Below are 21,661 nucleotides of genomic sequence, written 5' to 3'. Positions count from 1 at the left end.
GTTACTCCCCTTCTGATGCGGTGACGCTGTCGCGCACGCTATCGCGCCGCGGTGACGTGCCGACTACCACCGCCACGGTCGTGCCGGACGGACTCCGCGGACTGATCTCCAACCGGCCTCGGATACGTTCCGCTCTCTCCGCCATGATCGCAAGGCCGTAGCGGCCGTCCGGCCGCTGGTCAGCGATGCCCTGACCGTCATCCGACACTTCGATCTGGGCGTACGGGGGATCGATGGAACACGAGACCCACAGGTTAGTCGCTCCGGCGTGTTTTCGGGCGTTGGTGATCGCCTCCTGGGCGATCCGGAGCAGCTCGGCCTCGGTGGCGGCGGGGAGCCGGGCCGTCGACTCGTCGAGCGTGACGTGCACCCGCAGCCCGCCGGACGCGCCGACCGTCCGCGCGTACTCGGAGATCGCCGCGGCCAGGCCACCCTGCCGGTCGACCTCCGAGCGCAGCTCGAAGAGCGACAGCCGCAGCTCCGTGATCACCCGGGTGACCTCGCCGCGCAGCGTACGCAGCTCCTCGGCCGTCTCCTTGGCGTCGTCGGGCAGCGTCGCGAGCGCGTTGTCGATCCCGTAGCCGACCATGACGAGCTCCTGCGCGACCCCGTCGTGGATCTCCCGGGCGAGCCGCTGCCGTTCCTCGTTGGTGGCCAGGGACCGGACCTCGTCGAAGAGCAGCGCCGCCTCCAGCCGCAGCGCGGCGGGACCGGTCAGCGCGGTCACCTCCTGCACCACGGGCGGGGGATAGGCGCCGGCCACGTCGGCCTCGATGATCACCAATCCGACGGTACGCACACCCGCCACCAAAGGCACCACCAGCGCCGAAACGTCACCCCTCCGGTGCGAGCGGGCCTGCGACCGGCTGGCCGTGTAGGGCTGCTGGCTGGCCCACGCCTCGGCGATCGCGGAGTCGGCGTCGAGGCTCGTCTCCCAGTCGACCCGGTCGACACCGGCCTGGGCGAGCACCACGAGCCGGCCGCCGCCGCTGGCGGAGAGCACCGCCGCCCGGTCGGCCCGGGCCACCCCGCGCAGCTCCTCGACGAGGTGTTCGGAGATGCCGCCGGGGTCGAGGGTGGCGCCCGGAAGCTGCCGGGCGACGCTGCGCAGCTGGGTCAACAGCCGGGTCGCCTCGGCGTACGGCTGGGGTCGTCCCGCCTCTCCCCGCTGCTGCATGATCCGCTGCAGGGTCGACGCGGCGAGGGTGCCGAGCGAGGCCAGGATCAGCCACTGCGCGCAGACGACGAGATAGAACGGGTTGCCGATGAGCGGGTCGCCGCCGGTCGAGCTGATCGCGCCGCCGACGACCAGCGCCAGCGTGGCCACGCCGAGCAGCGCCGCGCTCTCCCGGGAGCGCCGGCGCAGCGCGGTGACGGTCAGCGGCACCGACAGGTAGGGCAGCAGCGCCGACGCCCCGATGCCCTGGCCCAGCGTGTTGCCGGCGGTGTGCTCGGCGACCTGGCTGGCGCCGATGCCCACCACGATCACCTCGGCGAACCGCCCGAGCGGCGCCAGCACCGCGTGCCGGGGCGCGATCACGGCCGGCAGCCCGGCCACGATCAGCAGCGCCACCCACCAGAGCTGCTCCAGCTGTTGCGTGGTGAGCAGGATCAGGACGGCGACGAGCGCGAGCATCACGATGCGCGCCGCCACGGCGAGCGGGTGGGCGCGGATCGGGGTGGGGGTGGGCGCCTCGGGGTTCATCGGCGATAGATCTCGTCCACGACGTCCTGGTGTGCCTTGAGCACCACGGCCCGCTTGACCTTGAGCGACGGCGTCAGCTCGCCGGTCGCCTCGGTGAAGTCGGCGGGCAGGATGCGGAACTCCTTTATCGCCTCGGCTTGCGAGACGGCCTGGTTGGCGTCGTCGATCGCGGACTGGATGTCGGCCCGCAGGCGCTCGTCGGTGCGCAGCTTCTCGAGCGGGGTGTCGGCCGGCAGCCCGGCCGACTCGAGCCAGCGGGGGAGCGCCTCCTCGTCGACGGTGACCAGGGCGGCGATGAACCGCTCGCGGTCGCCGATCACCATCGCCTGGCTGACCAGGTGGTGGGCGCGGATCCGGTCCTCGAGCACCGCCGGGGCGACGTTCTTGCCGGCCGCGGTGACGATGATCTCCTTCTTGCGGCCGGTGATCGACAGGAAGCCGTCGTCGTCGAGCCGGCCCAGGTCACCGGTGGCGAACCAGCCGTCGTCGTCGAGCACCTCGGCCGTCGCCGCGGGGTTGCGCCAGTATTCCTTGAACACGAGCGGACCCTTGACCAGGATCTCGTTGTCGTCGGCGACCCGCACGGTGACGCCGGGCAGCGGCCGGCCGACGGTGCCGATCCGGGTGGCGCTCTCCAGGTTGACGGCCACCGCCGGTGACGTCTCGGTCAGGCCGTAGCCCTCGTAGACGGCGACGCCGATGCCGCGGAAGAAGTGGGCGAGCCGGGCGCCCAGCGGCGCGCCGCCGGAGATGGCCCGCGTGCACTTGCCGCCCAGCGCCGCCCGCAGCTTGCCGTAGACCAGCTTGTCGTAGAGGGCGTGCTGCATCCGCAGGCCGAGCCCGGGCCCGTCGCCGTCGAGCGCGGTCGAGTACGCGATCGCCGTCTGCTCGGCCTTGGCGAAGATGCCGCCCTTGCCGTCGGCCGTCGCCCGCTGCTTGGCCGCGGTGTGCACCTTCTCGAACACCCGCGGCACGGAGAGCAGGAACGTCGGCTGGAACTCCTTGAGGTCGTCGACCAGGGTCTTCGTGTCGGCGAGGTGCCCCATGGTGGCGCGGGCCTGCACCATGCCGATCTGGATGAGGCGGGCGAAGGAGTGCGCGAGGGGGAGGAACAGCAGCGTCGAGGCGCCCTGGTGGAACAGGTCGGGCAGCACCGGCACCGCGTTGGCGATGTCGGAGAGCAGGTTGCGGTGGGTCAGCACGCAGCCCTTGGGCCGGCCGGTCGTGCCGCTCGTGTAGATGATCGTGGCGACGTCGTCGGCGGTCGAGGTGCGCCGCTGCTCGTCGATCACCGCGGCGTCGACCGTCGCGCCCCGCTGGCGCAACGCGTCGAGGTCCTCCGAGTCGATCTGCCACACGTCGGTCAGCGCGGTCAGCTCGCCCCGCACCCCGGCGACCATCAGCTGGTGCGCGTCGGTCTCGACGAACAGCGCGACCGCGCCCGAGTCCTCGAGGATCCAGCGCACCTGCTCGGCGCTCGACGTCTCGTAGACCGGGACGGTGACCGCCCCGACCGCCCAGATGGCGTAGTCGACCAGCGTCCACTCGTACCGCGTGCGGCTCATCAGCCCCACCCGGGCGCCGGGCTGGACGCCGGCGGCGACCAGGCCGCGGGCCAGCGCGACGACCTCGTCGCGGAACTGGCCGCACGTGACGTCGACCCACGCGCCGTCCCGGCGGCGCCGGAACTGCACGGCGTCGGGCGCCTCGGCGGCGTTGTCCCACACCGGGTCGGTCAGATTGGCCGCGTCCCCGACCGTCACGACCGGGGGTACGGAGAATTCGCGCACCTGGCCTCCTACAGAACGCGATCAGCTAAATGCAACCTACCCGTATCGACGCGGAGTCCAATCCGGGGGACGAGCGAGCCGTCATCCGGTCGGCGGCGGCGAAAGAGGTAGCCTGCCCCACATGGCGGACTCCTCCACCCAGTCGATCGAGATCGACGCCACCCCGGCCCAGGTCGCGGCGGTGATCTGCGACTTCGTGCGTTACCCGGAGTGGACCACGGCGATGCAGTCGGCGGAAGTGGTCGAGGAATACGAGGACGGCTACGCGAGCCAGGTCCGGTTCGTCATCGACGCCGGCGTGCTGATGGACGAATACACCCTCCAATACGAGTACGCCGAGGACATCTCGCGCATCGAATGGCATCTCGTGGCGCCGTCGAAGATGCAGAAGACACAGAACGGCTCCTACGACATCGATCCGGCCGCCGACGGTGGCAGCGTGGTGACCTACACGCTCGAGGTCGAGCTGGCGGTGGGCATGCTGGGCATGTTCCGCAAGAAGGCCGAGAAGATGATCATGGATGCCGCGCTCAAGCAGCTCAAGGCCCGGGTCGAGTCGCTCTACCCACACCCGTGACACACCGAACCGAGGAACGCCCGATGGCACCGCAGCCCGACCCATCCTCCGCCCGTGGCGAGGCCGAGCGCCTCGTCGCCTCCGTGCTCGCCATGGCCCGCCGCGCCGGTGACGGCCCCGGCCTCGCCTCCGGCCTGGGCGCGCTCGGGCAGCTGACCGACGTGCTGGGCAGCGCCTTCGGCGGGGACCGTCACTCTTCCGGGGGTACGGCGCCCGGTGGTCACGCCGTCGCCACGGGCAGCGCGGAGTGCTGTGTCTGCCCGATCTGCCGGGTGATCGTCGCGCTGCGCGACCCGAGCCCCGAGTTCGCCGAGCGGCTCGCGACCGGCGCCGGTGACTTCGCGGCCGGGGTGGCCAGCCTGCTCCGCGCCGTCAACAGCTCGACCGCCGTGCGCGAGCCGCAGCCGCCGGCCGCCCCGGCCCCCCGGTTCTCCGACGACGAGATCTGGCGCGCGGCCACCCGTACCCGCGATGATGTCGCTCCGGCCCCCGCGGCCGGTGACGTCTGGGCGGCGGCCACCGCCGCGGACCGGGCGGCCGACGACGATGTCCCGCCGCCACCCAGGAAGCCGATGGCCCGCAAGGCCGTCAAGCGCACGGCGCCACCGGCGCCACGGTCGGACGACGACGCCTGAGGCTCGTCTCGTCCGGTCAGCACAGCAGAGGGGAGCGGCAGCCGTGGGGCTGACCATCGGAGTCGACGTCGGGGGCACCAAGGTCGCCGGTGGGGTGGTCGACGAGAACGGCGCCGTCGTGGCGACCGTCCGGCGCGACACGCCGGCCGACGACGTCGCGCGGACCAGGGACACGATCGTCGAGGTCGCGGTCGAGCTCGCGGCCGCCCACCCGGCGGACGCGGTCGGGATCGGCGCGGCCGGCTGGATCGACGCGACCCGGTCGACCGTGCTGTTCGCGCCCAACATCGCCTGGCGCGACGAGCCGCTGCGGGCCTACGTCAGCGACAAGGTCGGCCTGCCGGTCATCGTCGAGAACGACGCCAACGCGGCGGCCTGGGCCGAGTTCCGGTTCGGCGCGGCGCACGACGCCGAGGACTCCATGGTGATGTTCACGATCGGCACCGGGGTCGGCGGGGCGATCGTGCTCGGCGGCGAGCTCGTCCGCGGCACCAGCGGCATCGCGGCGGAGCTCGGCCACATGGGCCTGGTGCCGGGCGGCCACCAGTGCGGCTGCGGCCGGCTCGGCTGCATCGAGCAGTACGCCAGCGGCAACGCGCTCGTCCGGTTCGCCCGGGCCGGGGCGCGCCAGGAGCCGCAGCGGGCGCAGCGGCTGCTCGGCCTGGCCGGCGGCGACCCCGACCGGGTCAACGGGCCGATGGTCACCGCGGCCGCCCGCGCCGGCGACGAGGTGTCCCGCGACGCGTTCGCCCAGATCGGCACGTGGCTCGGCATGGGGCTGGCCGACATGGTGCAGGTGCTCGACCCGCAGGTGCTGGTCGTCGGCGGCGGCGTGGTCGAGGCCGGCGAGCTGCTGATGGGCCCGGCCCTGGCCTCCTACCAGGAGTCCCTCGCCCAGCGCGGCCGCTGGCCGGTCGCCGACCTCCGGGTCGCCAAGCTGGGCAACGGCGCCGGCGTCGTGGGCGCCGCCGACCTGGCCCGCCGCCGATGACGGCGCGGGTGCGGGTCGTCTCGTACAACATCCACAGCTTCAAGGACGACCTCGGCGCGCTCGCCGCCGTGGTCGCCGACCTGGCCCCCGACGTGCTCGTCGTGCAGGAGGGGGCGCGGCGGTTCCGGTGGCGGCAGAAGAACGCGGCCCTGGCCGACCGGCTGCGCATGGTGGTCGGCGGCGGCGGGCTCTGGTCGCTGGGCAACCTGGTGCTGACCACGCTGCGGGTCCGGGTCGTGGAGACGCGCGACGTCCGCTACCCGGTGCTGCCCGGGCACCATGCGCGCGGCGCGGTGTTCGCCACGTGCGAGGTGCCCGGCGCCCGGTTCGTGGTGACCGGCTCGCACCTGTCCACCGACCCGGCGGTGCGGCCGATCCAGGCGGCGTCCTGGCGGGCGGAGATGCGCGGCACGGACCTCCCCGTCGTCGCGGCCGGCGACCTCAACGCCGAGCCGGGCGACCCGACCTGGGCCGCCGTGGCCGACGGGCTGCACATCGCCGGCACGGCGCCGACCCACCCGGCGTCCGGCCCGCACCGGGCGATCGACGGGGTGTTCGTCGACAAGCGGATCGAGGTGGCGACCTTCCGGGTGGTCGACACACCGGTGGCCCGCCGCGCCAGCGACCATCTGCCGATAGCCGTAGATCTGGTGATACCCGACTAGACAACAGAGGCGGGCAGTCGGAAGGATCGGGCGGTGTCCACCGACCCCTCCACCACCCTCTGGCGTGACGGCCGGCCGGTCTACGACCGGCGCGACACCGTCTGCGTGATCGGCGCCGGCGCCAGCGGCCTCGCCGCCGTCAAGAACCTGCGCGAGCACGGCTTCGGCGTCGACTGCTACGAGCGCGAGACCAGCGTCGGCGGCGCCTGGAACTGGCGCCACGACCGCAGCCCGGTGTCGGCCGGCACGCATCTGATCTCGTCGAAGCCGTTCACCCAGTTCCCCGACTTCCCGATGCCGGACAGCTGGCCGGACTACCCGCACCACAGCCAGCTGCTGTCCTATCTGGAGCACTACGCCGACCACTTCGACCTCAAGCCGCACGTCTGGTTCGGCACCGAGGTGGTCCGGGTCGAGCCGGCCGGCGACACGAGCTGGGACGTGACCACCCGCAGCACCGGCGGCCACGGCTCCGAGCGCATCCACCGCTACCTCGCGGTGGTGGTGGCCAACGGGCACAACTGGGCGCCGAAGCAGCCGGCCTACGAGGGGCTCGACGAGTTCCGCGGCCGGACCATGCACGCCTCCGGCTACAAGGACGCCAAGGAGCTGCGCGGGCGCAAGGTGCTCGTGGTCGGCGGCGGCAACACGGGCTGTGACATCGCGGTCGAGGCAGCCACGGCCGCCGCGCAGACCTGGCACTCGACCCGGCGCGGCTACTGGTACCTGCCGAAATATCTGCTCGGCCGGCCCACCGACCAGGTCAACGACCGCATGCAGGCGGCCCGGGTGCCGCTGGGCGTGCGGCAGTGGCTGGCCGCCCGGACGCTGCGGCTCACGGTCGGCGACCAGACCCGGTTCGGTCTGCCGAAGCCCGACCACAAGGTGTTCGAGACCCACCCGATCGCCAACAGCCAGCTGATCTACCACCTCGGCCACGGCAAGATCACCCCGGTGCCGGACGTACGCCGGTTCCACCGCGGCTCGGTCGAGCTGACCGACGGGCGGCACGTGGAGCCCGACCTGGTCGTGTTCGCCACGGGCTACCTGCCCCGGTTCGAGTTCCTGGCCCCCGAGATCCTCGGCGCCGACGAGCACGGCCGGCCCACCCTCTATCTGCACGCGTTCCCGCGCGAGCACCCGACGCTCGCGGTCGCCGGTCTGCTGCAGCCCGACTCCGGCCTGTTCCCGCTGGTGCACTGGCAGACGGTGCTGATCGCGCGCTGGCTGCGGCTGCGCGACCGCGACCTCGAACGGGCGGCGGCGTTCTGGTCGCGGGCCTCGGCCGAGGTCGGCAAGCGCTGGAACCGGGCCCGGGTCAAGGACTCCACCCGGCACTGGTTCGAGGTCAACCACGTCGACTACCTGCGGGAGCTGCAGCGCGCCCTCGACGAGCTCTCCCCGGCGGCCGCGACGGCAAGGAGCGCGCGATGAACGTGCGGATCATCCGGACCCGCGACTGGGCCGACCCCGTGCCGCCGGCCCGCCGTGAGCTGTTCACCGCGACCCCCGAGCTGCCCGACGACGACAAGCCGCCGGTGCTGTTCGTGCCGGGATTCGGGCACGGCGCCTGGGCGTACGCGGAGCACTGGCTGGAGCACGCCGCCACGCGCGGTTTCGTGGCGCACGCGGTCAGCCCGCGCGGCCACGGCGGCAGCGAGCCGGCGCCGAAGGGGACCCTGCGGGCGTACGCCCACGACGTGGTGCAGGTCGCCGCCGCCCTGCCGCGCCAGGCTGTGCTGGTCGGCAACGGCGCCGGCGCGCTGGTCGTGGCGCACGCGCTGGCCCGCTACCCGGCCCGGGCCGGCGTACTGGCCGCGCCGGTGTTCGGCGGCTGGGCCACGCTCGGCCTGGCCCTGCGGCGCAACCCGTTCGGCACGCTGCCCGCGGCGTTCGGCGGCCGGCTGCGGCTGTCCCGGCGGCAGCTGTTCGGCCGCGACCTGGCCGAGCCGCTGGCCCGCGACTACACGAAACGGGTCGGCCACGCCTCGCCACGGGCCCAGTGGGAGCTGCTGCGGGCCCGCCCGCCGGAGCACCCGGTCGGCGACCCGCCGGTGCTGGTGGTCGGCACGCCCGACGACCGGATCGTGCCGCGGTCCGCGCTCGACACGGTGGCCCGACGCTACGGCGGCGCGCCGCTGCTGTTCCCCGGCATGGGCCACGACCTGATGCTCGACGCCCGCTGGCAGGAGCCGATCGACGCGATCCTCGACTGGCTGGAGAAGGGCGAACGCTAGCTCGAAGCGCGCATGACCAGGGTCGGCTCGAAGACGACCGAGGTGGGTTCGAGGCGCGGGTCGTCGATGCGGGCCATCAGCAGCCGGGCCGCCTCGGCCGCCATGTCCTCCAGCGGCTGGCGCACGGTCGTCAGCTGCGGGCGGGCGGCCAGCGCGGCGCTGCTGTCGTCGAAGCCCACCACCGCGATCTCGTCGGGCACCCGGCGGCCCAGCTCCTGCAGCGCGGCCAGCCCACCCTGGGCCATCAGGTCGTTGGCGACGAAGACGCCGTCGAGCTCGGGGTGGTCGAGCAGCAGCTCGCGCAGTGCGCGGTCGCCGCTCTCGTGGGTGAAGTTGCCGGTCGCCGCCGGCACGTAGGCCTGGCCGTGGCGGGCCATCGCGGCCCGGAAGCCGGCCGTGCGGTCGACGCTGGCCGGCACGTCGACCGGCCCGGTCACCATGCCGATCCGGCGGCGGCCGCGGGCGACCAGGTGGTCGGCGGCCAGCGCGGCGCCGCGGTCGTTGGCCACGTCGACGTGGCTGATCGGCGCGGGCCGGGCCGGGCGGCCGATCACCACACCGGGCAGGCCCGCGTCGGCGAGCAGCCGGGGGAGCGTGTCGCCGGGATGCAGGGAGAGCACCACACAACCGTCGGCCTGACCCTGGCGCAGGTCGCCGACCAGCTGGGCCCGGGCCTGGTCGGCGCCGACGAGCTGCAGCGCGAGTTGGACGCCGGCGGGGCGCAGCGCGCTGAGCAGGCCGCCGACCACCCGGCCGAAGAACGGGTCGCTGAAGAAGCGGCTCATGAACGGGTCGTCGTCGTGGGTCTCGGAGTCCGAGACGACCAGGGCGATCGTGCCGGTGCGCCGGGTGACCAGCGACCGGGCCGCCCGGTTGGCGACGTAGCCGGTGGCGTGCACGGCGTTCCAGACGACCTCGTGCAGCTCGGGGTTGACGTTGCGGATGCCGTTGATGACGCGGGAGACGGTGGCACGGGAGACGCCGGCGATCCGGGCCACGTCCTCCAGGGTCGGCAGGCGTGCGTTGTCCGTGGTCACTGGCCCTCCCGGTCGCGGCGGGCGGAGAGCGCTCTCCGCCCGAGCCGTGGCCAAAGGCTAGCAGGACGGCGGGCGCCGCAGCGCCCGCCGTCCATCGAGGCGGATCAGCGGTAGACGCCGAACTCCCAGAGCGAGTAGCCCCATCCGGTGGCCCGCGTCTGCCCGTTCATCCGGACGTAGCGGCCGGTGCCGCTGACCGCGAGACTGTCGAAGCCGCCGTTGCCGGCCGTGGTGGAGTAGACGGTCGTCCAGTTGGCGCCGTCGTTCGACGTCTGGACCTGGTAGCCCGTGGCGTAGGCCGCCTCCCACGCGAGCTGCACGTGGTTGAAGGACTGCACCGAGCCGAGGTCGACCTGCACCCAGGCGGTCGCCACCCACTCGCTGGCCCAGCGGGTGGTGTAGTCGCCGTCGACCGCGTACCCCGGCAGTTGCGGGCCGTTGGTCCCGGTCGGCTGGTAGGACGACGCGGTCACCGGCCGCCCGCGGGCGAGGTTGGTCCCGGCGACCGTGGGCGGCACCACCTTGAACGAGCGCTGCTCGATGCCGACGTTGCCGTGCCCGTCGTACGCGTAGACGTAGACCTTCCACACGCCGAGCTGCTCGGGCGCCCGCACCGAGAACGTCCCGTTGCCGGTCTGGGTAAACGTGACGTTCGAGAAGCCGGTGCCGCCGGTGATGTGCTTGTTGCTGAACATCAGGTTGTAGCGGACCAGGTCACCCTGCGGGTCGGTCGCGGCAACGGAGACCGGGAACGTCCCGCCGGCCGGCACCGCGGTCTGCGAGCCCACCGTCATGCCGGTGATCTCCGGTGGCGTGTTGGGCGCCGCCTGGCCGGTGTAGGCCTGCCGCAGGGCGTGGTAGCCCAACCGCCGCCAGCCGCCCGTGGTCACGTTGAGCCACACGCCGCCGAAGTCGTTCTCGAGTCCATAGTGGAACTCGGTGGCCCCGAGCGCCACGCCCGGATGCGACTTGATCGCCGCCCAGCTCGCCGCGTAGCCCGCCCGCTTCTCGAGGTCGGTCGGCTCGTCCGGGACGCCGTTGACGTCGTCGGGCACCTCCCACTCGCCGTCCGGGCCGGCCTCCGTGACGATGTAGGGCTTCGTGTAGCCGCCCGCGATCCAGTCGGCCTTGACCCCGCCGATCGCGCCGTACGAGTTGACGGCCAACAGGTCCAGCGCGGGGGAGTACGGCTTGTAGTAGGTCCACGCGTGCGTGTAGGCGTCGGTCGAGGTGACCGGGTGGTTGGGGTCCGCCGCGTGGATCGCCTCGGCGACCTCGTTGACGAACCGGGCGTACGCCACCCGCCGCGCCTCGACCACGTCGGCCGAGAGGCCGTGGTCCTGCATGGTCAGGATGACCTCGTTGCCGACGTCCCACATCAGCACGCCCGCTCGGCCCTTGAGCGCGTTGACCCGGGCCACGATCTCGGCCTTGACCGAGTTCTTGTACGCGGTGTCGTTGACGTAGTCGGCGCCCTGGTTGAGCCAGTGCCCGACGATCACCTTGATCCCGTGCCGGGCGGCGGTGTCCAGCAGCACCGGCGTTTGCGCGTCGTCCACGCCCCACGTGCGGATCGTGTTGACGCCCATGTTCTTCAGATCGCGCATATAGCCGTCGGCCGCGCCCTGCGGTGGGCCGTAGGTCAGCCCCTTGACCTCCCATGGCGCCCCGTTGACCTGGAGCTGCCAATTGCCCTGGGTGCCGGTGACCCGCACGACGCTCGGCCCGGCCGGCACCGGCGGGTCGGTCATCGCGGCCGGCGTCGTCCCGGCCTGCCGGGCGACCGACACGGAGTCGACGCTGAGCACGCCGCCCGAGGTGGTGTCCGGCGTCGGGACGGTGAAGCCGGCGATGCCGCTCGGGTAGAGGCCCCCGATTGCCAGGTCGAAACGCAGGTAGAAGCCGTGGTGCACGGCGGCCTGCCACGCCGTCACGCCGACCTGGCTCTCCCGGACCACCCAGGTCTGCCGCCCGTCGAGGTAGAACCGGATCTCCTCGTCGGTCTTCGTCCGGTCGATGATCTGCGTGTACTCGTGGTAGCCGGTCTGGCAGCCGGTGCACGAGGCGAGCCCGCTGGTGCGGCCGTTGTACTCACCGCACTGCCCGTCGGGCGCGGTGCCGCAGTGCAGCGTCTGGGAGAGCTGGCTGCGCCCGTTGACGCCGCTCATGATGTCGGTCTCGCCGATGCCGGGCCAGTTGGTGTAGTTGCCGCGGAACGCGGCCCCGGTCGCCCGGAACGCCGGCCAGTAGCCGAGGCCGTTGGCGACGTCGGGCTGTTTGATCGTCGCGGTGAACCGGGTCAGCTGGCCCGGCTGCGGCGCGAAGTCGGCCCGCTGGGTCTCGATGCGGCCCGAGGTCCAGTTGCCGGCGCCGTCCTTCGTGGCCCGGATCGAGAGGCGGCCGGCGCCGTCGAGGGTCACGTTGGCGGCGCTGGCGGTCTCGACCGAGCCGGTGCCCCAGTTCGCGGCGCCGCCGGGGTACTGCGTGCCCGTGCGGACCAGCCAGTTGGCGGCCGACGGGGCGCTGTTGGCCGGGCCGGTGAAGTCGTCGCTCCAGACGGTCTGCCAGGTGCCGGGGTCGGGATCCGGATCGGGGTCCGGGTCCTGGCCACCGCCGCCCGTGAACACCTGGAGCTCCCACAGCGAGTAGCCGTAGCCCGAGCCGCGGGCGGTGCCGTACATCCGGACGTAGCGGCCCGTGCCGGTCACCGACAGCGTCTGGGTGCCGCCGGCGCCCGTGGTGGTCGTGTAGACGTCGGTCCAGGCGTTGCCGTCGGCCGAGGTCTGGATCTGGAACGCCCGTCCGTACGCGCCCTCCCACTGGAGCACGACCCGGCAGATGCTCTGGCTCGCGCCGAGGTCGACACGGATCCACTGTGGATCGGCGAAGGCGCTGGACCAGCGGGTGCCGGCGTTGCCGTCGACGGCCATGGCGGCGCCGACGCCGGCGCCCTCCGCCGAGGACGCGGTGGCGGGCCGGCCCTGGGCGGCATTGGTGGTGCCGCACGTGCCCGGGTCCGGGTTGCTCCCGCCGAAGCTGCCGTGCACCTGGAACTCCCACAGCGAGTAGCCGTAGCCGCTGTTGCGGGCGGTGCCGTACATCCGGACGTAGCGGCCCGAGCCGGTGACCGGGAGGGTCTGGACGCCGCCGGGGCCGGTGGCGGTCGTGTAGACGTCCGTCCAGCTCGTGCCGTTGGCCGATGTCTGGATCTGGAACGCGCGAGCGGAGGCGCCCTCCCAGTTGAGCGTGACCTGGGTGATGGTGGCGGTGGCGCCGAGGTCGACCTGGATCCACTGTGGATCGGACCAGGCCGAGCCCCAGCGGGTCGTGGCGTTGCCGTCGACGGCGGCGGAAGCGGGCAGGTCGGCGCCCTGCGAGGAGGACGCGACCGCGGGTTTGCCCTGGGAGATGACGGGGTCGGCGGCGTGGGCGGCGGGCGCGATGACCACCATCGAGGTGATGGCGAGCGCGCCGGCGACCGTGGCCGCGAGCAGGCGGGATTTCACGGTGCACTGCCTTTCCGGAGAGGGGACGGTGCCCTTGGAGAGCGCTCTCCAGTGGTGGCAGTGTTGCGCCGCCTTTCATCGATGTCAAGCCATGCGACCTTGACACCGGATCGATCGTGCCGGATCCTGGAGCGCGTCTTGGAGAGCGCTCTCCGAAGGAGTGGGCATGATCTTCCCGCGCGACTTCTGGTGGGGCGCGGCCACCGCCGCGTACCAGATCGAGGGCGCGGTCGCCGAGGGCGGCCGGGTGCCGTCCATCTGGGACACGTTCGCCGCCCAGCCGGGGCGGATCGACAACGGCGACACCGGCGCGCGGGCGACCGACCACTACCACCGCTTCGCCGACGACGTGGAGCTGATGGCGTCGCTCGGGCTGTCCGCCTACCGGTTCTCGGTGGCCTGGCCGCGGGCCGCCAACCTCGACTTCTACGACCGCCTGGTCGACGCGCTGCTGGCCCGCGGCATCCGCCCGGTCGCGACGCTCTACCACTGGGACCTGCCGCAGTGGGTCGAGGAAGGCGGCGGCTGGACCAACCGCGACACCGCCTACCGGTTCGCCGACCACGCGGCCGTGGTGGGAGCCAAGCTCGGCGACCGGGTGGCGATGTGGCACACGCTCAACGAGCCGTGGTGCTCGGCCTTCCTCGGTTACGGCATCGGCGTGCACGCGCCAGGCCGGCGGGCCGATCCGTTCCCGGCCGTGCACCACCTGCTGCTGGCGCACGGGCTGGCGGTGCCGGCGCTGCGGTCGGCGTCGCCCGGGTCGGCGGTCGGCATCGCGCTCAACGCGGGCACGGTGCGGCCGGTCACCGACGCCCCGGCCGACGTCGACGCCGCGCGCCGCATCGACGGCCTGCTCAACCGGATCTTCTTCGACCCGCTGTTCCGCGGCGCCTATCCGGCCGACGTGGTGACCGACACGGAGGCGGTCACCGACTGGGGCTTCGTGCGCGACGGTGACCTCGCCACGATCAGCGCGCCGCTGGACGCGGTGGGTGTCAACTACTACCAGCCCGACCTGGTCGGTGCGGCCGCGGCGCCGGTCGACGACGGGAGTCCGTACCCGACCGGCGGTCGCGTCGTGCACCACCCGGTGCCCGGGCCGGTGACCGACATGGGGTGGGCGATCGACCCGACCGGCCTGCGGGACATGCTGCTGCGGGTGACCCGCGACTACGGACCGATCCCGGTGTACGTGACGGAGAACGGCGCCGCGTTCGCGGACACGGTGGTCGACGGCGCGGTGCACGACGCGGCCCGGATCGACTATCTGCGAGGGCACCTGGCCGCGGCGCACGAGGCGCTGTCGGCCGGCGTGGACCTGCGGGGCTACTTCGCCTGGTCGCTGCTCGACAACTTCGAGTGGGCCTTCGGCTACGGGAAGCGGTTCGGGCTGGTGCACGTGGACTACGCGACGTTCACGCGTACGCCCAAGGACAGCGCCCTCTGGTATCGCGACGTGATCGCCCGCGGCGGTCTCTAGCTCAGTCGCGCGGCCAGCTCGCCGGAGCGGTCGAGGACGGTGAGGTAGGCGCGGGCCCACGCGCGGATGTCGTGGGCGGCCAGGTGCGCGCGCATCGCGCCCATTCGCGCCTCCACGTCGTCGACGGGGGCCTTCATCGCGTGCATGAGCACCGACTTGAGCCCGTCGAGGTCGTGCGGGTTGCACAGGTAGGCCTGGGAGAACTCGGCGGCCGCGCCGGCGAACTCGCTGAGCACGAGCGCCCCGCCGCCGTCCACTCTGGACGCGACATACTCCTTGGCGACCAGGTTCATCCCGTCGCGCAACGGGGTGACCGCCATGATGTCGGCGACCCGGTAGAGGGCGGCCAGCTCGGCCCGGTCGAACGGCTGGTTGAGGTAGTGGATCGCGGGTTCGCCGACCCGGCCGTACTCCCCGTTGATCCGGCCGACCTCGCGCTCGACGCGCTCGCGGAGCGCCTTGTATTGCTCCACGCGTTCGCGGCTCGGCACGGCGACCTGCACCATCACGGTGTCGCTGACCTTGACCTGGCCGCTGTCGAGCAGCTCGCTGTAGGCCTTGAGGCGCTGCTCGATGCCCTTGGTGTAGTCCATCCGGTCGACGGAGAGGATCACGTGCCGCGGGTCGCCGAGGTCGGCGCGCAGCTGCCGGGCCCGGGCGACGACGGCCGGGCTGGCGGCCAGTGCGGCCATGTCGGCGGTGTCGATCGAGACGGGGAACGCGCCGACCCGCACGATGCGGTCGTCGACCGCGATGCGGCGGTCGCTGGCCTGCAGGCCGAGCACCTTGACGGCGAGCTGGGCGAAGTTGTGGGCGGCCTGGGCGCGCTGGAACCCGACGAGGTCGGCGCCGAGCATGCCGCGCAGCAGCTCGGCGCGGCGGGGGAGCTGCATGAACAGCTCCGGCGGCGGGAACGGCACGTGCATGAAGAAGCCGATGGTCAGGTCGGGCCGGCGGTCGCGGAGCATGCCGGGCACCAGCTGGAGGTGGTAGTCCTGCACCCACACGGTGGCGCCGGGCTCGGCCAGTCCGGCGGCGGCATCGGCGTACCGCTGGTTGATCCGTTGGTAGGCCTCCCACCAGCGGCGGTGATAGACGGGCTGCTCGACGGCGTCGTGATAGAGCGGCCACAGGGTCGCGTTGGCGAACCCCTCGTAGTGCTCGGCGATGTCGTCCGTGCTCAGTGGAACGGAGTGCATGTGCACCCCGTCGAGGTCGGGCACCTGCCGGGCGGGCCCGGTCTGGCCGGCCCAGCCGACCCAGGTGGCCGGGCTCAGGCGCAGGATGGGATGGAGGGCACTGACCAGGCCACCGGGCGACCGCCGCCACTCACACGCGCCGTCGGGCGCGATGCTGTCGTCGACGGGGAGGCGGTGGGCGACGACCACGAAGGCACTTCTAGGCATGGGGCAGCAGGCTCCGCTCAAGCGGTGGCGAGGGGATAGTCACCATTCCTACTGACGCCACGTTACGCGACGATTACAACCGAGCGTGCCGCAGGTAGCCCAACAGTCCGATTTATACAGAATGAAGGTTTACCCGCGCCCGCGGTCGCCGCGCACCGGCTCCGGCAGAGCGTCCATAGCGTGAATCATCGCGGTTCATCTGACCTTGCGACGCGGAGGTGGCAGCGGAGCGAAGCGGAGCGGTCCCTGGCGGGAGCGACGGTCGTGCCCCCGACGGGCCCGAGTCGATCGAATGCCGTCAGACCTTGGCGCCGTCGTCCGGGTCGTATTCGTCGTCGTCGCCGCGGCGGAGGCGGGAGATCAGGGTGACGAAGCCGGCCAGGATGGCCAGGAAGCCGGCGACCGTGACGATGGCGCGGTCGATCGGGATCATTCCCGGGAACAGGAAGAGCACGAAGCCCAGGACGATGCCGAGGATGCCGGCGACCGCGTATTTCGAGATGCGGGGCAGTGGCGGCGGGGGTGGCGGGGTGTAGCCCTCGTCGTCGGTCGGCTCGCCGGGCAGGTCGTTGCCGAACGTGTCGAGGCCGTCGAGCAGGCTCGGGCCCTCGGCCGTGCGCGGGCCCAGGGTGACGCCGGAGAAGTCGGCGGCGGACGGGCGGCGGGCGGCCGGCTCGTCGACCGGGCGGGTCGGGTCGGTCGGTGCGGCCAGGGTGCCGGCGGTCGCGTCCGGCAGGTTTTCCGACGCCGGCCACGGTGCGGTGTCGGGCTGCTTGTCCCAGCCTTCGACGATCTTCGCCCAGGCGGCCTCGACGTCCGGATCGTGCCCGTTCGTGCGGGGCGGCTGCTCCTCCTCGGACGCCAGCTTGGCCAGGTAGCCGCGGGCGGTGTCGAGGTGGGCGCTGTCGACGTAGAGCCGGTCGACCGGCCGCGGCGGCATCGTCGTGGTGCGGGTCACCGGGTTGAGATCGGACGACGGCTGCAGGTAGGCGGCGATGCCGCCCGCGCCCAGCACGTCGAGAAGGTGCTCGCCGACCCGTGGGTCGACGTCGCCGGCCACCGCGAAGTCGGCCGCGTCGAGACCGTTGTCCCGCCGGCCACGGCGGGCCCCACCCGCAGACACCGCATCCCCTCCTACCTGGCGTCGGGGTTCGCCCGCGCGCCGTGCCGCCAATCGTGACACGTGCGCGGCCCCTTCCAGTAGTCCGTTGTGGCATGGCGTACGCGCTTCGTAGGCTCAATGTCGTAGCGTCAACTCGCTGGGGCGCGAGGGCGGAAGGACACGGCTTGCTGTACTGGCTGCTGAAGTACGTGATCCTCGGCCCCTGGCTGCGACTGATCTTCCGCCCGGTGGTCGAGGGCCGCGACAACGTCCCGGCGACCGGTGCCGCGATCATCGCCAGCAACCACCTCTCCTTCTCCGACTCGATCTTCATGCCCTTGGAAGTACGCCGAAAAGTCACGTTCGTGGCCAAAGCGGAATACTTCACGGGCAAGGGGATCAAAGGCTGGCTCGTCAAGATGTTCTTCGTCGGCACCGGCACGATCCCCGTCGACCGGTCCGGCGGGCGGGCCGCCCAGGCCGCGCTCGACACCCAGCTGCGCGTGCTGCGCGCGGGCAACCTGGCCGGCATCTACCCGGAGGGCACCCGCTCGCCCGACGGCCGCCTCTATCGCGGCAAGACCGGTGTGGCGCGGCTCGCCCTGCTCAGCGGCGCCCCGGTGATCCCGGTGGTGATGCTCAACGCCGACGAGATCCAGCCTCCCGGCAAGGTCTTCCCCAAGATCAAACGGGTCCGGATCCGGTTCGGGGAACCCTTGGACTTCTCGCGGTACGCGGGCATGTCCGGCGACCGGTTCGTCGAGCGGGCGGTGACCGACGAGATCATGTACGAGCTGATGGAGCTCTCGGGCCGCGAGTACGTCGACATCTACGCGCAGAAGGCCAAGAACGCGGCCGCGCGCGTCCCGGGCCCGGCCAAGCCGGCCGAACCGCCGACCACCGTCGCCGCGTAAGCGGCTCAGCTCGCCAGCGTGGCCTCGGGCGTCGGCGCCCCGGTCAGCCGCAGCAGGCCCGGCGCCCGGTTGCGGGTCGCGAACGCGCGGACCTCGGTCAGCGCCAGCTCCGCCGCCGCGGACTCGCCCGCCTGGAGGAAGCTCCGGGCGGCCAGCGCGAGCGCCAGCATCCGGTCGGTCACGGCCGGGATCTGCCCGTAGATGCCCGCCGCCGCCGCGTAGAGCTGGCCCGCACCGGCCACGTCGTCGCCGACCGCGGCCAGCGCCGCGGTCACCGTGCGCAGCGCCGCCTCGGCCCACGGGGTGCGGTGGGTGACCCGGTCGAGCATGCCGCGCACCCGCAGCGCCGCGTCGCGCCCGGTCAGCGCCGACGCGAAGGCCGCCGCCGTGATCCACTCGCCGCTGGCCAGCGCCGGCACGGCGGACCACGACGTGGCCAGCTCGTCGAGCAGCGCGTCGGCCTCGTCGAGCCGGCCCTGCAGGGCGCGGACCTGCGCCGCCAGGCCGAGGGTGGTCCAGCGCGGCCGGTAGAAGCCGCTGTCGCGGGCGAACTCCAGGGCGTCGGCCACGTCGTCGCGGTCGCCGACGGTGGGCACCGGCTGGTCGCGGAGCACCCGGAGACTGGCCCGCAGACCGCGGACCTGGATGTCCCACCGCCCCTCGGGCGTGTCGACGAAGGCGTCCGCGGCGGCCAGCAGGCGGTCGAACTCGCCACCGAAGTACGCCCGCATCGCGTCGCCGGAGAACGCCGTGTTGAGCGTGTGCCCGGCGGGGACGGCCGACGCCGCCTCGGAGACCAGCTCGCGGGAGCGGACCCAGTCGCCCTCCTCGCTCAGCGCGTAGCCGAGGTTCTGGATGGCCCGGGGCAGCGCGCGCAGGCCGTGCGCGCGGCAGAACTCGGTGACCTCGTAGAGCTCGGCCAGCGCGCCGCGGTCACCGGACTGGTAGCGGGCCATCGCGACGGTGATCCGGGCGTTGATCTGTGTCTCGGCGCTGCCGAGCCGCTCGGCGATCTCGGTCGCCGCGGTGGCCGCCGCGATCGCCGGGTCGCGCTCGTAGTTGAGCATGTGCAGCCGGCCCAGCTCGGCGTAGGCGTCGGCCTTCTCCGCGCTGTCGGGCACACCGTCGAACAGCTCGACCGCGCGGTCGAGGCAGGACAGCGCGGCCCGCCGGTCGGCGCGCAGCCACGCGGCCTGGCCGAGCAGGGTCCAGGCGCGGGCCGCGCAGGCCGGGTCGCCGTGCGCGTAGAGCCGGTCGGCCAGCGCGACCAGTTGGTCCGGCCCGCCGCCGGTGAGGAACTCGGTGCGGTCGCGGTAGAACGAGATCTCGGTGCGGAGGAGCTCGAGCTGCAGCCGGCGGCCCGGGTCGGAGTGGTCGGCCAGCGCGATCGCCCGCTCGACGTGGTTGGTGGCGGCGTCGAGGGCGTGCAGCGCGTACGCGCGCCGGGCCGCGCGGTGCAGCGCCTCGCCGGCCGGCCCGGCGAACGGCGCCGGGTCGACGCCGAGCGTGCGGGCGATCTCGTGGGCGGCCCAGCGGTGGTGCGCCAGCACCTCGGCCAGGTCGGTGTCGCGGCCGCGGGACAGCGCGTCGAGCCACTCGGCCGTGCGCTCGTGCCGGGCCACCCGCTCGGTGCGCGGCAGCCGTTGGTAGCAGACGTCGCGGACCAGCACGTGCCCGAAGGAGAACTCCTGCTGCCCGGCCATTGTGGACGTGGGCTGCTCGTGCACGAAGTCGCGCTGCTCCAGCCGGCGCAACGAGCGCTCGACCGACTCGACGTTGCGACCCAGGGCCGCGGCCACCGCGCCGGGCCAGAACACCATGCCGACCACCGAGGCGGCGAAGAGCACCGTGCGGTCCTTGGGGTCGAGCAGGTCGAGCCGGTTGGCGATGACCGCGTGCACGCTGTCGGGCATCGGCAGGTCGAGCCGTTTCTCCAGCGACCACCCCCGGCCGGACTGGCGCAGCGCGCCCTGCTCGATCAGCATCCGCACGTACTCGTGCGCGTAGAGCGGATTGCCGTCGGCCAGCTCGACCAGCGGGCTGAGCATGTCGGCGGAGAACGCGGCCTGGCCGAACATGTGCGCGTAGAGGGCGGCGATGCCGGTTGCCCGCAGCGGCGGCAGCGTGATGGTCAGTGACCCGGTCAGCGACGCGGCCCAGCTCGGGTCGCGGTCGATGAGCTCCGGGCGGGCGGTGCAGAGCAGCAGCAGGGGTACGTCGCGCGCGGACGCCCCGAGCAGCTCGACGAACCGCAGCATGCTCTCGTCGGCCCAGTGCAGGTCTTCGAAGACCAGCACGGTGGGCCGGCGGCCGGCGAGCGCCACGAGGAACCGGCGCCAGGCGGACTCGGCCTCCTCCGCGGCGAGCCGGCTGGCCGGCAGGCCGACCAGAGGGCGCAGCGCGTCGATCAGCCGGTCGGCCTCGCCCGGGCCGACCAGCTCGGTCACGGTCTTGGTCAACCGGGCGGCGGCGGTCCCGGCCGGGTCGGTGTCGAGGATGCCCGACTCGGCCTTGACGATGTCGGCCACCGCGGCGAACGCGACGTTCTCGCCGAACGGTGGGCAGCGGCCGGTGCGCCAGGCGACCGGCTCGTCGACCAGCTGCTCGGTGTGCTTGAACAGCTCCCGGACCAGCCGGCTCTTGCCGATGCCGGCGCGCCCGAAGACCGTGACCACCTGGGGCCGCTGGTCCCGCAGCGACCGGTGCAGCGCGTTGACCAGCAGGCTCAGCTCGTGCTCGCGGTCGACCAGCGGGGTGGCGTCGGGCTCCTTCTCGACGGCGGACCGGCGGCGCGGCGCCACCGCCACCCAGACCTCGGTCGGCGTCGACCGGCCGCGCAGGGTGAGCGCCGGCTGTGCCTGGAAGCGCACGGTGTCCTTGGTCAGCGCGTAGGTGTTGCCGCACACCAGCACGCCGCCGGGCGGCGCGGCCGACTGCAGCCGGGACGCGGTGTTGACCACGTCGCCCGCCACGATCGCCTGGCCACCGTCGCGCGCGGCGGCGACGTTGACCAGCGCCTCGCCGGTCGCGACGCCGACGCGGAAGCGCAGGCCGGCCGCGTCGGCGCCGTCGGGCGCGAAGCGGGAGAGCACCCGTTGCAGCTCGAGACCGGCCCGGACACAGCGCAGCGGATCGGTCTCCGTGGCGACGGGGGCCCCGAACAGCGCCATCACCGCGTCACCGATGTATTTCTCGACCACGCCGCCGTACTGCCCGACGACCCGGCGCGCGGCGGAGAAGAAGCCGGTCTGCATCGCCCGGACCTGCTCGGGGTCGGAGCGCTCGGCGTACGGGGTGAAGTCGATCAGATCCACGAACAGCACGCTGACCCGGCGCCGGTCCTCCTGCTGGTCGGCGGTGCTCACCTGGGCGCGGCCGCCGCCTTCACGCGGGGTGCCGCAGTTGGTGCAGAAAGCGGCGTCCGTGGGGATGGGCCGGTTGCACTGACGGCACGGTGGCGCGAGCTCGGCACCGCAGCCGCCACAGAACCGGTCGTTCTCGGCGGGGGTCCGGCCACAGCGTGCGCAGACGGCGGGGATGGCGGACTCCTCCTACTTTCCGGAGTCCGCAGCCTATCCAGCCACGCCGCCTGTCAGGAACTGTCCTGTTGGCT

At 73.0% G+C, this 21,661-nt stretch carries 15 protein-coding genes; 8 read left to right on the top strand and 7 right to left on the bottom strand.

Annotated elements, in window-relative coordinates:
* Position 1: 1 nt before the first annotated feature.
* Positions 2-1,636 (bottom strand): GAF domain-containing sensor histidine kinase, encoded by a 1,635-nt coding sequence (locus O7635_RS35385; RefSeq protein WP_278085656.1) that lies wholly within the window; start codon positions 1,634-1,636, stop codon positions 2-4.
* A gap of 65 nt (positions 1,637-1,701) precedes the next feature.
* A complete protein-coding gene (locus O7635_RS35380; RefSeq protein ID WP_278084841.1) occupies positions 1,702-3,495 on the bottom strand; it encodes a long-chain fatty acid--CoA ligase in 1,794 nt (597 codons plus the stop codon).
* 121 nt (positions 3,496-3,616) lie between these two features.
* Here O7635_RS35380 and O7635_RS35375 point away from each other — a divergent pair, with 121 nt between their 5' ends.
* The 6 genes from O7635_RS35375 to O7635_RS35350 are packed head-to-tail and all read left to right on the top strand — an operon-like array spanning position 3,617 to position 8,600.
* Entirely contained in the window at positions 3,617-4,072 is a 456-nt protein-coding gene (locus tag O7635_RS35375) for an SRPBCC family protein (RefSeq protein ID WP_278084840.1), read from the top strand.
* 23 nt (positions 4,073-4,095) lie between these two features.
* The gene (locus tag O7635_RS35370) at positions 4,096-4,707 is read left to right on the top strand and encodes a hypothetical protein (RefSeq protein WP_278084839.1); all 612 of its coding nucleotides are present in this window, start codon (positions 4,096-4,098) and stop codon (positions 4,705-4,707) included.
* Positions 4,708-4,750: 43 nt separating this feature from the next.
* On the top strand, positions 4,751-5,698 hold the full coding sequence (locus tag O7635_RS35365; RefSeq protein WP_278084838.1) for an ROK family glucokinase: 948 nt from the start codon (positions 4,751-4,753) through the stop codon (positions 5,696-5,698).
* On the top strand, positions 5,695-6,363 hold the full coding sequence (locus O7635_RS35360) for an endonuclease/exonuclease/phosphatase family protein (protein ID WP_278084837.1): 669 nt from the start codon (positions 5,695-5,697) through the stop codon (positions 6,361-6,363). The genes O7635_RS35365 and O7635_RS35360 overlap by 4 nt, the downstream gene beginning before the upstream one ends.
* 33 nt (positions 6,364-6,396) lie before the next feature.
* The gene (locus tag O7635_RS35355; RefSeq protein ID WP_278084836.1) at positions 6,397-7,797 is read left to right on the top strand and encodes an NAD(P)-binding domain-containing protein; all 1,401 of its coding nucleotides are present in this window, start codon (positions 6,397-6,399) and stop codon (positions 7,795-7,797) included.
* Entirely contained in the window at positions 7,794-8,600 is an 807-nt protein-coding gene (locus O7635_RS35350; protein ID WP_278084835.1) for an alpha/beta fold hydrolase, read from the top strand. The genes O7635_RS35355 and O7635_RS35350 overlap by 4 nt, the downstream gene beginning before the upstream one ends.
* Here O7635_RS35350 and O7635_RS35345 read toward each other — a convergent pair.
* Both O7635_RS35345 and O7635_RS35340 read right to left on the bottom strand, forming a co-directional pair.
* The gene (locus O7635_RS35345; RefSeq protein ID WP_278084834.1) at positions 8,597-9,637 is read right to left on the bottom strand and encodes a LacI family DNA-binding transcriptional regulator; all 1,041 of its coding nucleotides are present in this window, start codon (positions 9,635-9,637) and stop codon (positions 8,597-8,599) included. The genes O7635_RS35350 and O7635_RS35345 overlap by 4 nt on opposite strands.
* 104 nt (positions 9,638-9,741) lie before the next feature.
* Positions 9,742-13,089: a discoidin domain-containing protein gene (locus O7635_RS35340; protein WP_278085655.1), complete on the bottom strand. Its 3,348-nt coding sequence runs from the start codon at positions 13,087-13,089 to the stop codon at positions 9,742-9,744.
* A 220-nt stretch (positions 13,090-13,309) separates the two neighbouring features.
* Here O7635_RS35340 and O7635_RS35335 point away from each other — a divergent pair, with 220 nt between their 5' ends.
* Positions 13,310-14,626 (top strand): GH1 family beta-glucosidase, encoded by a 1,317-nt coding sequence (locus tag O7635_RS35335; RefSeq protein ID WP_278084833.1) that lies wholly within the window; start codon positions 13,310-13,312, stop codon positions 14,624-14,626.
* On the opposite strand, the gene O7635_RS35330 is transcribed toward O7635_RS35335, so the two are convergent.
* Complete coding sequence (locus O7635_RS35330; RefSeq protein WP_278084832.1) at positions 14,623-16,032, bottom strand: trehalose-6-phosphate synthase; 1,410 nt, start codon at positions 16,030-16,032, stop codon at positions 14,623-14,625. The two genes, O7635_RS35335 and O7635_RS35330, sit on opposite strands and share 4 nt — an antisense overlap.
* 298 nt (positions 16,033-16,330) lie before the next feature.
* Positions 16,331-17,155, bottom strand: coding sequence for a DUF308 domain-containing protein (locus tag O7635_RS35325; RefSeq protein WP_278084831.1), 825 nt, complete (start codon positions 17,153-17,155; stop codon positions 16,331-16,333).
* 164 nt (positions 17,156-17,319) lie between these two features.
* On the opposite strand from O7635_RS35325, the gene O7635_RS35320 reads away from it, so the two are divergent.
* On the top strand, positions 17,320-18,048 hold the full coding sequence (locus O7635_RS35320) for a lysophospholipid acyltransferase family protein (RefSeq protein ID WP_278084830.1): 729 nt from the start codon (positions 17,320-17,322) through the stop codon (positions 18,046-18,048).
* A gap of 5 nt (positions 18,049-18,053) precedes the next feature.
* Here O7635_RS35320 and O7635_RS35315 read toward each other — a convergent pair whose 3' ends face one another.
* Positions 18,054-21,587, bottom strand: a complete 3,534-nt coding sequence (locus tag O7635_RS35315; protein WP_347405353.1) for an adenylate/guanylate cyclase domain-containing protein — start codon at positions 21,585-21,587, stop codon at positions 18,054-18,056.
* Positions 21,588-21,661: the final 74 nt, after the last annotated feature.

Origin of the sequence: Asanoa sp. WMMD1127, from assembly GCF_029626225.1 — a bacterium.
Classification (GTDB): Bacteria; Actinomycetota; Actinomycetes; order Mycobacteriales; family Micromonosporaceae; genus Asanoa.
This window is presented reverse-complemented; position numbering and strand designations above follow the sequence as displayed.

Bases quoted from the DNA above. Each gene is read 5' to 3' on its own strand.
- O7635_RS35340 (WP_278085655.1), bottom strand. From the start codon at position 13,089: ATGGTGGTCATCGCGCCCGCCGCCCACGCCGCCGACCCCGTCATCTCC.
- O7635_RS35375 (WP_278084840.1), top strand. From the start codon at position 3,617: ATGGCGGACTCCTCCACCCAGTCGATCGAGATCGACGCCACCCCGGCC.
- O7635_RS35335 (WP_278084833.1), top strand. From the start codon at position 13,310: ATGATCTTCCCGCGCGACTTCTGGTGGGGCGCGGCCACCGCCGCGTAC.
- O7635_RS35350 (WP_278084835.1), top strand. From the start codon at position 7,794: ATGAACGTGCGGATCATCCGGACCCGCGACTGGGCCGACCCCGTGCCG.
- O7635_RS35370 (WP_278084839.1), top strand. From the start codon at position 4,096: ATGGCACCGCAGCCCGACCCATCCTCCGCCCGTGGCGAGGCCGAGCGC.
- O7635_RS35330 (WP_278084832.1), bottom strand. From the start codon at position 16,032: ATGCCTAGAAGTGCCTTCGTGGTCGTCGCCCACCGCCTCCCCGTCGAC.
- O7635_RS35360 (WP_278084837.1), top strand. From the start codon at position 5,695: ATGACGGCGCGGGTGCGGGTCGTCTCGTACAACATCCACAGCTTCAAG.
- O7635_RS35385 (WP_278085656.1), bottom strand. From the start codon at position 1,636: ATGCTCGCGCTCGTCGCCGTCCTGATCCTGCTCACCACGCAACAGCTG.